Here is a 12765-nt window from a genome sequence, read left to right as displayed (position 1 = left end):
AGCGACAACGGCGACAATGCAGTAGAGAGTAATGCGTGCTCTGGACAACTCTGCTCCTTTCAGCCACTGAGGGTTCGACACAGTTCGCCCCTCTGCGCGAGATACAGCTTCCCCGGGCCGGTGCCGGCCCGGGGATGAGTCTTCTGCCTTATTTGCTGCCGCCCCCGAGCACCTTGTAGAGGGTGACCATGTTGTTCAGGCGCGCGAGGCGGGTGGTGATGAGGTTCTGCTGGGCCACGTACAGCGAACGCTGCGCGTCCAGGACGTTCAGGTAACTGTCAATCCCGGTCTGGTAGCGGGCCTGGGAGAGGCGGAAGGTCTCGGCGGTGGCGCCGGTGAGCGACTGCTGCGCCGCCACCTGCTCGTCGATGGTGCCGCGCTGGGCCAGGGCATCGGCCACCTCGCGGAAGGCGATCTGGATCGCCTTTTCGTACTGGGCCACGGCTATGTCGCGGTCCACCTTGGCCACTTCGAGGTTCGCCTTGTTGCGCCCCCCCTCGAAGATGGGGACCGAGATGCTCGGTGCGAAACTCCAGGCGAGGTTCCCTCCCTTGAAGAGGCCGGAGAGCTGGTCGCTGCCAAAGCCGACGCTGGTGGTCAGGGCGATGCGCGGGAAAAAGGCGGCGCGCGCCGCACCGATGTTGGCGTTGGCCCCTTTCAGGTTGTACTCGGCCTGCAGGATGTCGGGGCGGGAGAGGAGCACGTCAGAGGGAAGCCCCGGCGCCACGTCCTTGACCGCGGTCAGTGCCTCGGTCAGCGACTTGGGCATGAGATCCTGCGGGACGTCGGAACCCACCACCAGGGTCAGGGCGTTCAGGTCCTGCGCCACCAGGGTGGTGTAGCGGGCTATGTCCACCCGGGCGGAATCGACGCTGGTCTGGGCCTGCTGCAGGTCCAGCGCCGAGGAGACCCCCGCCTCGAAACGGCTCTTGCTGAGCCGGTAGGACTCCTGCTGGTTCGCCAGGGTGTCCTTGGCAAGCTGCAGACGCTCCAGGTCGGAGCCGAGGGTCAGGTAGGCGTTGGCGACCTGGGAGACCAGGGTGATCTGCACGCTGCGCCTTGCCTGCTCGGTGGCGAGGTACTGTTCCAGGGCCTGGTCTTTCAAGCTCCTGATCCTGCCGAACAAGTCGAGCTCGTAGGAACTGATCCCGACCGAGACGTTGTAGGAGTGCCCGACGCCGCCGTTGCCGTTCTGGGCCAGGTCGTCCGCGGTTTTCCTGACGGAAACCGCGCCGTCGCCGGTGACCGTGGGAAGGAGGTCGGCGCGCTTGATCTGGTACAGGGCGCGGTAGCGGTCCATGTTCAAAACCGCCACCTTGAGGTCACGGTTGTTGTCCAGGGCGAGCGTGATGAGCTTCTGCAGCTGCGGCTCGACGAAGAACTCCTGCCAGGGGATCTCGGCCAGCGGCTTCTGCGCCGGCTGTTCCGCCTTGTAGGAGGGGCCGGCGGGCCAGTTACCCGCGACCGGGGGGGCCGGCTTGGTGTATGTGGGTGCCATAGAGGCGCACCCTCCCAGGAAGAGGAAGGCGGCCAGGGCAATCGGTCTGGCTATCGTGCGTGTCATGCTAGTGCACCTCCGCAGCGGCAGCGGCCTTTTTGGCCGATCCGTGCTTCTTGGAGAACGTCTTCGTCACCATGACGAAGAAGAACGGGATGAAGATAAGGTCGATGAAGGTCGCCGACAGAAGACCGCCGGTGACCGCGGTGCCGATGGCGTTCTGGGCACCGGCACCCGCCCCCTTGGTGAGCGCGAGCGGGAGCGTGCCGAAGAAGAAGGCCAGCGAGGTCATGATGACCGGACGGAGCCTGATCTTGACGGCGGCAAGTGTCGCATCGACCAGCTCGTGCCCCTGGTGCATCTGGTCCTTGATGAACTGGATGATGAGGATCGCGTTCTTCGTCGACAGGCCCACGGTGGTCAGGAGACCGATCTGCAGGTAGATGTCGTTCGGGAGCACCCTGAGCGTGACCGCGGTCACCGCACCCACCAGGCCCAAGGGAAGCATGAGCATGTTGACGAACGGGATGGTCCAGCTCTCGTAGAGCGCGGCGACGGCCAGGAACACGACCAGGAGCGAGATGGCGTAGAGGGCCGGTGCCTGCTTGCCCGCGCTCTTCTCCTCGTAGGAGAGGCCGGTCCACTCGTAGCTGATCCCCGCGGGAAGTTTCGCGGCCATGGCCTCCATCTCGGACATCGCCTCGCCGGTGGAGATCCCCTTGGCGGCGTTGCCCATGATCTCGACGCTCGGGATGCCGTTGTAGCGCTCCAGGCGCGGAGAGGCGTGCTCCCACTTGGCCGTGGCGAAGGCCGAGAAGGGAACCATCTCCCCCTTGTCGTTTCTCACGTACCACTTGTTGATGTCCTCGGGGACCATGCGGTAGGAGGCATCCGCCTGCAGGTACACCTTCTTGACCCTGCCGTTTTGCAGGAAGTCGTTGACGTAGGAGGAGCCCCAGGCCGTGCCGAGGGTGTTGTTGATGTCAGCGAGCGACACGCCGAGCGCACCGGCGCGGACGTCGTCGATGTTCAGCTTGAACTGCGGGGTATCGTCCTGGCCGTTGGGTCGCACCGCCATGAGCTTCTTGTTCTGGCTCGCCATGCCCAAAAGCTGGTTCCTGGCGTCCATGAGCGCCTGGTGCCCGAGGCCCGCGCGGTCCTGCAGATGGAAGTCGAAGCCGTTGGCCTGGCCGAGTTCGACCACGGCAGGCGGCGAGAAGGCGAAGGCCATGCCGTCGCGGAACTGGGAGAAGGCGCCCATGGCGCGCCCGGCAACGGCCGGTGCCTTGAGATCGGGGGTGGGACGCAGTTTCCAGTCTTTCAACTTGACGAAGGCGAGGCCCATGTTCTGGCCGCGGCCGGCAAAGCTGAAGCCCGCAACGGTAATAAGGGAGTCGACGCTCTTCTTCTCGTTTTCCATGAAGTGCTTCTCGACCTTCTCCAGCATCTTGATCGTGCGCTCCTGGGTGGCACCGGCAGGAAGCTGGATCTGGCAGACGATGAACCCCTGGTCCTCGTCCGGCAGAAACGCGGTGGGGAGGCGCAGGAAGAAGAAGACCATCGCGCCGACCAGGCAGCCGTAGAAGACGAGGTAGCGCAGCGGCTCGCCAAACGAGTTCCCTACGATGCCCTCGTACCTGTGGCGCGCCTTGTCGAACACCCTGTTGAACCAGCGGAAGAAGCCGCAGTACCATCCGGACTCGCACGGTTCGTGCCCCTTGACCACCGGCTTCAGCAGTGTGGAGCACAACGCCGGGGTCAGGATCTGCGCCGTCAGAACAGACAGGATCATCGCGGAGACGATGGTGATGGAGAACTGCCGGTAGATGACGCCTGTGGAGCCGCCGAAGAACGCCATCGGGATGAAGACGGCGGAAAGGACGGTGGCGATGCCCCAAAGCGCCGAGGTTATCTGCCCCATCGATTTGACCGTGGCGTCGTGCGGGGAGAGCCCCTCCTCGGTCATGATCCTTTCCACGTTCTCGACCACGACGATGGCGTCGTCGACCAGCAGGCCGATGACGATGACCAGGGCGAACATGGTCAGGGTGTTGATCGAGAAACCGGCCGCGAAGAGGACGCCCAGGGTGCCCAGAAGGACGACCGGAACCGCGATGGTCGGAATGAGGGTGGCGCGGATGTTCTGCAGGAACAGGAACATGATGATGAAGACCAGGCACACGGCCTCCATCAGGGTCTTCACCACCTCCTCCATGGAGATCTTCACAAACGGGGTGGTGTCGTACGGGTAGACGACCTTGGCGCCGCCGGGGAAGAACTTCTCCAGCTCCGCCATCTTGGTCTTCACCCGGTCCGCGGTATCCAGCGCGTTGGCGCCGGCGGCAAGACGCAGCGCCATGGCGGCGACCGGCTTACCCTTGTAGCGGGCCAGGGTATCGTAGTTCTCGGTGCCGATATCGATCTTGGCCACATCCCTGAGCTTCACGGTGGAGCCGTCGGGGTTGGTGCGCAGCACGATCTCCTGGAACTGCTCCTGGTTCTGCAGCAGGGTCCGCGCCGTTATGGTGGCGTTCAGCTGCTGCCCCTGCATGGCGGGCATGCCGCCGAACTGGCCGGCGGAGACCTGGGCGTTCTGGGCCTGCAGCGCGTTGGTGACGTCGTTGGGGGTCAGCTTGTAGTTGTTCAGCTTCTCCGGGTTGAGCCAGATGCGCATGGCGTTCTGGGAGCCGAACACGGTCACCTCGCCGACCCCTTCGATGCGGCTCACGATGTCCTGGACGTTGGAGACCATGTAGTCGGTCAGCTGGTAGCGGTTGAGGCTGCCGTCCTCGGAGACGATGCCGACGATCATCAGGAAGTTGCGGGTGGATTTGACCACCTGGATCCCCTGCTTCTGCACCACCTGCGGCAACAGCGGCGTGGCGAGCTGCAGCTTGTTCTGCACCTGCACCTGCGCGATGTTCGGGTCGGTCCCGGCCCTGAAGGTCAGGTTGATGGAGACCGCTCCGGCGGAGTCGCTGGTGGAGGACATGTAGAGCAGGTTGTCGATCCCGTTCATCTTCTGCTCGATGACCTGGGTCACGGTGTCCTGCACCGTCTGGGCGGAGGCGCCCGGGTACATGGCGTTGACCGAGATCTGCGGCGGCGCGATGGGGGGGTACTGGGAGACCGGCAGCGACTTCATGGCCAAAAGGCCCGCCAGCATGACCCCGATGGCGATGACCCAGGCGAAGATGGGTCTGTTTATGAAAAACCTGGACATGGAATAAGCTCCTTAAATCTAGAGGACGTTCTACGTTCTACGTTCCACGCGGACGTCTACTGTTGTACCTGTGGTGGATCGCCGGCTACTTCTTCTGGGGCTGCGCCGGAGCCGCCGGGGCTGCCGGGGCGCCCGCAGCAGCGGGTTTGGCACCTGCGGCACCTGCGGCGCCTGCGCCACCCTGACCTGCCGCACCGGGTGCGCCGCCGGGGCCGCCCTGCCCTTCGGGGGACTGGAACGGAACCACCTTCACCTGGGTACCCGGACGCGCCTTCTGCAGCCCCTCCAGGATCACCTTCTCGCCAGGCTTCAGGCCGGAGCTCACCAGCCAGGCATCGCCCACGGTGCGGGACACCTGGATCGGCCTCGGCTCCACCTTGTTCTCGGCACCCACCACCATGACGATGGCCTGGCCGGCTGCGTTGCGGGTCACGCCGCGCTGCGGGATCAGGATCGCCGCCTCGTTGATCCCCTCTTCCAGGACCGCGCGAACGAACATCCCCGGGAGCAGGGTCTGCTTCGGATTGGGGAACAGGGCGCGCACCGTGATGGAGCCGGTGCTCTGGTCAACCGTCACGTCGGAGAACTTGAGGGAGCCGGTCACGGGGTACGCGGTGCCGTCCTCGAGGAGGAGCTTGACCCGTGCCTGCCCCGCCTGGTCACGCTTCAACAGGCCGGTGGCGAGGCTGCGGTTCAGCTTCAGCATGTCCGAGCTCGACTGGGTCACGTCGACGTACATGGTGGAGAGCTGCTGGATGGTCGCCAGGGCGGTCGGCTGGTTGGCGGTCACCAGGGCGCCGTCGGTCACGGTGGAGCGACCGATGCGGCCGGAGATGGGGGCGGTCACCTTGGTGTAGGCCAGGTTGATGCGCGCCGTTTCCACGGCTGCCTTGGCGGAGGCCACGTCGGCCTCGGCCTGCTTCAGCGCGGCGTAGGCGGCATCGTAATCCTGCTTGCTGACCGCGTTGATCTTGACCAGTTCGCGGAAGCGCTCCTCCTTCAGCCTGGCGGGGAGGACGTTGGCTTCGGCGCGCGCCTCGGAGGCCTTGGCACTGGCGTAGGCGGCCTGGTAGGTCGCGGGATCGATCTGGTAGAGCACCTGGCCGGCCTTGACGTCGCTACCCTCGGTAAAGACCCGCTTCAGGATGATGCCGCTCACCTGGGGACGGACCTCGGCGATGAGGTAAGGGGAGGTGCGCCCCGGAAGCTCGGTGGTCAGGGCCACGCGCTCAGGCTTCACCTCGACGACGCCCACCTCGGGGGGTCCCATCGGCGGGCCGCCGGCCTGTTGCTTCTTGCCGCACCCGGCGAGAAGCAGGGAGCCGCTCAGAACTACAACGACGGATACTAACTGTGCCCTGTACTTGATCTGCATGAAAACACCTCGTTTGGTTGGTTGCTGCCGTCTAAAAAGATCCAGGCGGACCGCTTGGCCCGCCGTAATTATTTGCGTCTAAAGGAAACTATCACCACTATGCCGCCCCAGGTAAGGGCGAACAGGATCAGACAAAGCTTCATCAGCATCGGAAACCACCTCGTTATGGAATGAACGATCCGTCAGCTAGCGGCGCAGCGCGTCCCAGCACGCCCCTACTACCTGCTCGATCAGGACATCGTCGAGCTTGATGAAGCCGAGGATGTGGTCCCGGCAGATATCCACCAAGGGGCCGAAGAAGAGCGAAAAGAGGATGGCCAGCTCCAGCGGCTTGAAGATCTGCTGCGCCACGGCCTCGTCGAACAGTTCGCTGATGATGTCCTTCTTCTGCTGGCCGAAGATCTTTTCGCGGCGGTGGTCGATGCCGTAGGGAGAGTTGTGAAACTGCTCGACGAAGCGCAGCTGCAGCGGCTCGCTGATCAGGTGGCGCACCAGCGCGGTCCCTATGTGCACCAGGCGCTCGCGCACCGGCCCGTGTTCCGGGTACCCCTGCATCATGACCTCGACGAAGCGCTCCTCCACGTTCTTGTAGATCCAGCGCATCAGGTCGTCCTTGTTCTCGAAGTAGCGGTAGATGGTCCCGGCGCCCACGCCGGCCTTCTCCGCGATCATGGCCATGGGCGCGCCGTGGAAGCCCTGCTCGGCAACCAGCTCCAGCGCCGCCTGGATGATGGCCTCACGCTTCTCCAAGCACTTGTCAGACTTGTCACACTTGTGGGATTTATCCATTGTCTCTCTCCTGCGGAATGAACCTTCATTCCTTATATTCCTCCTCCCGCACCGATGTCAATAAGGGAAGTGGAAAAAAAGGATTAAATGCGACCAAGGACCCGCTATCAGGGCAACGGGGCGCAGCATCAGCGCGCATTTGACGGACACGCACTTTTGGAGTAGATTTCCCCCCTTTGGATCAACGACCAAGCTATGCCTGTGAGAGAGGGAGGACCATGATCGAACTGTTACGCAAACGCCGCAGCGTGAGGAAATTCACCGATGAAAAGGTATCGGCCGAGGCCGTGGAGATACTCACGGAGGCGGCCCTGAGAGCGCCCGCTTCCCGCAGTCTCAACCCTTGGGAGTTCGTCGTCGTGGACGATCCGCAGCTGCTTCAGAAGCTGTCGCGCGCCAAACAGCATGGCTCCGAGTTCGTGGCGCGGGCGCCCTTGGCCATCGTGGTCTGTGCCGACAGTACCAAGTCCGACGTCTGGGTCGAGGATTGTTCCATCGCCGCCATCCTGGTCCAGTGCACAGCGGTATCGCTGGGGCTTGGGAGCTGCTGGGCGCAGATACGCCACCGCAAGCACGACGCGGAAACGAGCGCCGAGCGGTACGTCCAGGAACTGCTGGGGCTCCCGGAGGAGGTAAAGGTGGAGTGCATCCTGGGGATCGGGCATCCCGCCGAGCGCCCCAGGCCCCTTCCGGCGGAGAAACTGCAGCGCGAAAAGGTGAGGAAAAACCGCTGGTCTTGACGCTGCGACATCCACGGTTGCTAACCGGCTCCGTTACGGAAGCGCAACCCTGTCGGGCAGTTCATCCCCCTCTCCCTTGACGGGAGGGGGTCGGGGGGTGGGTGAAGCCGCAACGCAATGGAAATGATGGCACCTCCCCCTAGCCCCCTCCCGCAAGGGGCGGGGGGACCAGTCAAGGGATCGTTTAAATCCGGTTGAACAAATAGAAAGGCCCGCCCCGGTGAGGGGTGGGCCTTTTCTGTATGCGCGCAGCCAAGGTGAAGAAAAAAAAGGCACACCCCGGAGGAGGTTTACAAGGGTGTGCCAATAACACCGTTTAGCCGCCGTTGATATCGGACTTGATGTGCTGCAACAGGGAGCCCAGGGACTCGTCGAGCCGCTGCTCCAGCGCCCGGCGCGTCTCCGCGCTCATCCCCTGGGAATGTGGCGGCGCGGCCACCGCAACGTCCGGCGCCTCCTCGTTCTCCCCGTTCACCGGGCCGCCCCCCGCAATCCGCTCGTAGTGGACGTGCGGTCCCGTCGATCTGCCGCTGTTGCCGGATAAGGCCAGCACCGCTCCCGCCTCTACCAGATCACCGGAATGGACGTTCAGCCAGGAGTTGTGCCCATACAGGGTGCGGTCGCCGTTTTCGTGTTCCAGGATCACGGTGGCACCGTAGCCGCGGCGCTGACCCGCGAAGGCGACCTTCCCGCCGCGCGTTGCCCGCACCGGCGTTCCTGCAGGGACGGCTATGTCGACGCCACGGTGAAAGACAAGTTTGCCGCTCCCGAATGGATCGAGCCGCCACCCCACCCCCGAGGTCACCACGCCGTCCACCGGCAGCGAGCCACCGGCCAGAGCGGGAAAGGGCGCCAAGCAGAAGAGTATGGTCAATGCGGAAAAGAGATGCCGTACTGCGGCCACTGGCCCCCCGACGTAATAAAATGTGATGCTCGAGACAGCGTACCTGTATCAAGTACCGTGCCCGCCCCGCCGTTTCCTGCTAACCAGCTGACTCTAAAGATATCTGCCCCGGTACGTATCGGGACCCTCGCGCGGACCTTGGAGAATATTCCCTGCACATTGCAGAATATTCAGCAGCACACGATCCAGCAGCACACGATCCAGCAGCCGATCACTGTAAAGACAGGGGGGGATTACCTTATCCCCTCTCCCCCTGGGAGAGGGTGGCCGCAGGCCGGGTGAGGGCGCTGCCGCCATCACCGAGTTCATGCTCCATCCCCTCACCCCGGGCCCTCACCCCGCCCCTCTCCCAGGGGGAGAGGGAGAAGGAGAGGGAAGAGTGGACGGGCGAATGGTTATTCGCCCCTACAGGTGACGATGGCTCTTTTGGTGGGCTACCGCAAAAAAGAAAAGGGACCGCGCCGGGCGGTCCCTTTCGGAACGCGGCTCCCTTACCCGCTATTAGTCGCGGAAGCGGTAGGGCCAGGCCATGATGCCGCCGTCCATGAACTTGACATCGGTAAACCCGGCGGCATCGAGGATCTTCTGCGCCTCGTACCCCCTGAGGCTCACCTTGCAAAAGGTGACGATCTCCTTGTCCTTCGGGAGCTCGTCCAGCTTCTCGCGCAGCATCCCCAACGGGATCAGTTTCGCTCCCGCTATGCCTATCTCCCCGTGCTCGGCGGGGGAGCGGACATCGAGCAGTATGAAGTCGTCGCCGTCGTCGAGTTTCCGCTTCACCTCACGCGCCGTGATGCCACGCGCATGGCCGGACAGCTTGTTCTTCATGATGTCGGCGGCAACGATGAGGTTGTCCATGGCGGCACCGTAAGGGGGAGCGTAGGCGAGGTCCAGCTGGGAGAGCTGCTCCGCTGTGGCCCGGAAGGTGATGGCGGCGGCCGCGGCGTCGAGCCGCTTGTCCACGGCCCCCTCCCCTGCCGCCTGCAGCCCCAGGATGCGGCCGGTACCGCGCTCGGCGATAAGCTTCAGCAGGATCGGTTTGGCACCCGGGTAAAAATGGGCGCGGTCAGGCGCCGGCGAGAGCACCGTCTCAACGTCGAACCCCTCGTTGCGGGCCTCCGTCGCGGTGAGACCGGTCTTCCCCGCGTTGACGTTGAACACCTTGAGGATACTGGTGCCAATGACGCCGGCGAAAGTCGCGTCGCCGCCGGCCGCGTTGATCCCGGCCACCCGCCCCTGCTTGTTGGCGGTGCTCCCCAGCGGGACAAACACCTTCTTCCCGGTGACGAGGTGCGTGGTTTCGCAGCAGTCGCCGCAGGCGTAGATATCGGGGTCGCTGGTGCGTAACCGCTCGTCCACGGCGATGGCGCCGGTCACCCCTATGGCGAGGCCGGCCTCCCGGGCGAGCGAGACGTTGGGGGTGACCCCGGGCGCCAGCACCACCAGGTCCGCGGGTATCTCATGGTCGCCGGCTATCACCTTCCGCACCCTTCCCTCGCCGGCGAACCCTGTGACGGCGCAGCCTGTCAGCACCGTCACCCCCTGCAGCTTCACCTGCTTCTCCACCACCGCCGCCACCTCCGGGTCGAGGACGCCGGGCAGCAGCTGGTTCCGCATCTCGACCAGGGTCACCCGCATCCCGTTCCCCTGCAGCGCCTCGGCCGTCTCCAGGCCGATGAGGCCGGCGCCGATGATGCATGCCGTGGCTCCGGAGACAGCTTTTTGCTTCAGCAGCTCGGCGTCCTCGATAGATTTGACGGTAAAGACGTTGGGCAAGGTGACGTTGTCCAAGGCGGGAACAGAAAGGGAACTGCCGGTGGCGAGGACCAGCTTGTCGTAGGGAAGCTCGCTTTCACCCCCTCCCCCCTCGCGCAGGCGGATCACCTTCTGCAGGCGGTCGATGGCGGTCACCTCGGTGTTGGTCCTAACCGAGACACCCTTCACCTTGCTGAAGAAGTTGGGGTCGCGCACAACCCCGACCGGAGTGCTCATCAGTTCCTTCAGCTCCTTGACCGTGTCGGAAACGTAGTACGGTATGCCGCAGGCGCCGTACGATATGAAGTTGCCACGATCGAGCACGACTATCTCGGCCCGCGGATCGATCCTCCTGGCCTTGGCGGCCGCCTTGGCCCCGGCGGCGTTTGCGCCGATAACCACTATCCTCTTGTTCATCCACGTCTCCTTGCAGCTATCGTCTGCAGGCTCAGCGCAGCAGCTCCGCAGCCGGGATAACGCTCATCCGGCCTCGCCACGCTACGGTCGGTGACCGGCGGCCGGTTTCCCTCCGCCCCGAAAATCCACCACGACGCGGCAGGCCAGCAACGCGAAAGGCCAGACATGCCAGAAAAGGTCGAATATATCCAACGGCTTGGTCAGGCTCCCCGAAAGAAGCATCCACACCTTGCCGACCAGGTGCGGCTCGGGGACAAAAGGGGCGAGACCGAGCAGCACGGCGACCGGAATCAGGGTGCCGTATCCCGGCAGTTTCAGCTTTCCCACATGCCCCTCCCAAAAGACGCGACCACTCGACCGCGCCTCATGCCACGGCACAATACACATTCGGCTTTTTGCATGTCAAGATAATTCCTCTGTTTACGGAAACACGCTCGGCGCCCCCCGCCGGTGCGGCGCCAAAGTCAGCGTTGTTGTTAGGATGTCGCACTATCCGGATAAGTCCCCCTCCCCTCGCGTGAGGGGGTCAGGGGGTGGGGGTAGGTGCCACCTTCGTGCTCATGGCAGGTTCACCCACCCCCTGCCCCTCCCGTTGTATAGGCCTGGGTCAAGGGAGGGGGAGAGCTGGAGAGGCAGGTAAAAAAAAAGGAGGTCGCCTGCGACCTCCCCTTCTCACTTCGTGCGACGCCCAACTGGGCGGCCGATCATACCCTTCAGCCGCCGCTGTGGCACTTCGTCGCCGCCCCGCTTCCCGCCGCGAAGGTGGATAGCGCCTTCTTCACCGCGGCCGAACCGCAGGCCGGACAACCGCATTCCTCGGCGGCGTTCCCTTTTTGCAGCTTCTCGAACCGGGTACCGCAGTCGTTGCAAACGTACTCGAAAATGGGCATGGTGTCTCTCCTGGTCTTACTCATATTCAAATTTTTGCATATACTATATCCGCAATAATTTCCTGTCAAGGGATGATCGTTTCCTCTACCCTTCGGTAAGCACTTTCCATATGCGCTGCGCTGCCCGCCCGTCCCAAAGCGGCGGTACACGCGCCGTTTCCTTCTTGGCCAGGCTCTCCCGGAACCCGTTGAGGATCCCTTGCGGCGAGGTCCCCGCGAGGACGTTGCTACCAAGTTCGACGGTGATGGGACGCTCCGTATTCTCCCTGATGGTCACGCAGGGAACACCGAGGGCGGTGGTTTCCTCCTGTAGTCCGCCACTGTCGGTCAACACGGCCTCGGCGTCCTTCCAGAGAAACAGTGCGTCACGGTAGCCAAGCGGCGGCAACAGGACCACCTTGTCGGAAAGGAGGATACCGTGCTCCTGCATCATCTTCGCGGTGCGCGGGTGCACCGGGAAGAAAATGGTCCGGCTCTGGGCCAGTTGGTTCAGAGCCTCCACTATGCCGGAAAAGGTCGCGCGGCAATCGACGTTGGAGGGACGATGCAGGGTGAGGAACAGGTAGGGGTGCGCCTGCTCCTTCAGCGGGAACCCCTTGAGGAGCGTCTGATCCTGGCGGGAGAGGCACTCCACCTGGTGCAGCAGGTTGTCGACCATCACGTGCCCCACCGCGTGGATCCGCCCGGCCGGCTTCCCCTCCCTGAGCAGGTTGTCGACGGCACTCTCCTCGGTGACGAAAAAATGGTCCGAGATGGCGTCGGTCACCATCCGGTTTATCTCCTCGGGCATGGCCAGATCGAAGCTGCGCAACCCGGCCTCCACGTGTGCCACCGCTATGCCGCACTTTTTCGCCACGATGGAACAGGCCAGGGTCGAGTTCACGTCCCCCACCACCAGGACGAGGTCGGGGCGCTCCTTGAGGCAGACCTCCTCGAAGGCCACCATGACGGCAGCGGTCTGGGCGGCGTGGGTGCCGGAACCTGAATTCAGCGAGTAGCGCGGTTGCGGGATCTCCAGCTCCTCGAAGAAGGTGCCGGACATCTCCTGGTCGTAGTGCTGGCCGGTGTGAACGATGCTGCAGCGTACCGACCGGCAGGCGAGCGAGGCGCGGTAGATGGGAGCGATTTTCATGAAATTTGGTCTGGCACCGGCAATCAGCAGGACGTTCATGGG

At 63.8% G+C, this 12765-nt stretch carries 10 protein-coding genes; 1 reads left to right on the top strand and 9 read right to left on the bottom strand.

Going from position 1 to position 12765, the window contains the following annotated elements; genetic code table 11:
• Window positions 1-148: 148 nt before the first annotated feature.
• The 4 genes from adeC to KP001_RS04400 form a co-directional block, all read right to left on the bottom strand.
• Window positions 149-1564, bottom strand: coding sequence for an AdeC/AdeK/OprM family multidrug efflux complex outer membrane factor (gene adeC, locus KP001_RS04415; RefSeq protein WP_217288366.1), 1416 nt, complete (start codon window positions 1562-1564; stop codon window positions 149-151).
• A gap of 1 nt (window position 1565) precedes the next feature.
• A complete protein-coding gene (locus tag KP001_RS04410; RefSeq protein ID WP_217288365.1) occupies window positions 1566-4721 on the bottom strand; it encodes an efflux RND transporter permease subunit in 3156 nt (1051 codons plus the stop codon).
• An 85-nt stretch (window positions 4722-4806) separates the two neighbouring features.
• Window positions 4807-6096, bottom strand: a complete 1290-nt coding sequence (locus KP001_RS04405) for an efflux RND transporter periplasmic adaptor subunit (protein ID WP_217288364.1) — start codon at window positions 6094-6096, stop codon at window positions 4807-4809.
• A gap of 186 nt (window positions 6097-6282) precedes the next feature.
• Window positions 6283-6885, bottom strand: a complete 603-nt coding sequence (locus KP001_RS04400) for a TetR/AcrR family transcriptional regulator (protein WP_217288363.1) — start codon at window positions 6883-6885, stop codon at window positions 6283-6285.
• A gap of 218 nt (window positions 6886-7103) precedes the next feature.
• Between KP001_RS04400 and KP001_RS04395 the strand changes: the two genes are divergently transcribed.
• Window positions 7104-7625, top strand: a complete 522-nt coding sequence (locus tag KP001_RS04395; RefSeq protein ID WP_217288362.1) for a nitroreductase family protein — start codon at window positions 7104-7106, stop codon at window positions 7623-7625.
• Window positions 7626-7941: 316 nt separating this feature from the next.
• Here KP001_RS04395 and KP001_RS04390 read toward each other — a convergent pair whose 3' ends face one another.
• The 5 genes from KP001_RS04390 to wecB form a co-directional block, all read right to left on the bottom strand.
• Window positions 7942-8529, bottom strand: a complete 588-nt coding sequence (locus tag KP001_RS04390; RefSeq protein WP_217288361.1) for a M23 family metallopeptidase — start codon at window positions 8527-8529, stop codon at window positions 7942-7944.
• Window positions 8530-9030: 501 nt separating this feature from the next.
• Window positions 9031-10701, bottom strand: a complete 1671-nt coding sequence (locus tag KP001_RS04385; RefSeq protein WP_217288360.1) for an FAD-dependent oxidoreductase — start codon at window positions 10699-10701, stop codon at window positions 9031-9033.
• An 81-nt stretch (window positions 10702-10782) separates the two neighbouring features.
• Entirely contained in the window at window positions 10783-11028 is a 246-nt protein-coding gene (locus KP001_RS04380; protein WP_217288359.1) for an RND transporter, read from the bottom strand.
• Window positions 11029-11414: 386 nt separating this feature from the next.
• Window positions 11415-11591 (bottom strand): FmdB family zinc ribbon protein, encoded by a 177-nt coding sequence (locus KP001_RS04375; RefSeq protein ID WP_217288358.1) that lies wholly within the window; start codon window positions 11589-11591, stop codon window positions 11415-11417.
• 85 nt (window positions 11592-11676) lie between these two features.
• A complete protein-coding gene (gene wecB, locus KP001_RS04370) occupies window positions 11677-12762 on the bottom strand; it encodes a non-hydrolyzing UDP-N-acetylglucosamine 2-epimerase (protein WP_217288357.1) in 1086 nt (361 codons plus the stop codon).
• Window positions 12763-12765: the final 3 nt, after the last annotated feature.

Origin of the sequence: Geomonas subterranea, assembly GCF_019063845.1 — a bacterium.
Lineage (GTDB): Bacteria > Desulfobacterota > Desulfuromonadia > Geobacterales > Geobacteraceae > Geomonas > Geomonas subterranea.
This window is presented reverse-complemented; position numbering and strand designations above follow the sequence as displayed.

Coding starts and splice junctions, on each gene's coding strand:
- adeC (WP_217288366.1), bottom strand. CDS start 1,564: ATGACACGCACGATAGCCAGACCGATTGCCCTGGCCGCCTTCCTCTTC.
- KP001_RS04410 (WP_217288365.1), bottom strand. CDS start 4,721: ATGTCCAGGTTTTTCATAAACAGACCCATCTTCGCCTGGGTCATCGCC.
- KP001_RS04405 (WP_217288364.1), bottom strand. CDS start 6,096: ATGCAGATCAAGTACAGGGCACAGTTAGTATCCGTCGTTGTAGTTCTG.
- KP001_RS04400 (WP_217288363.1), bottom strand. CDS start 6,885: ATGGATAAATCCCACAAGTGTGACAAGTCTGACAAGTGCTTGGAGAAG.
- KP001_RS04395 (WP_217288362.1), top strand. CDS start 7,104: ATGATCGAACTGTTACGCAAACGCCGCAGCGTGAGGAAATTCACCGAT.
- KP001_RS04385 (WP_217288360.1), bottom strand. CDS start 10,701: ATGAACAAGAGGATAGTGGTTATCGGCGCAAACGCCGCCGGGGCCAAG.
- KP001_RS04375 (WP_217288358.1), bottom strand. CDS start 11,591: ATGCCCATTTTCGAGTACGTTTGCAACGACTGCGGTACCCGGTTCGAG.
- wecB (WP_217288357.1), bottom strand. CDS start 12,762: ATGAACGTCCTGCTGATTGCCGGTGCCAGACCAAATTTCATGAAAATC.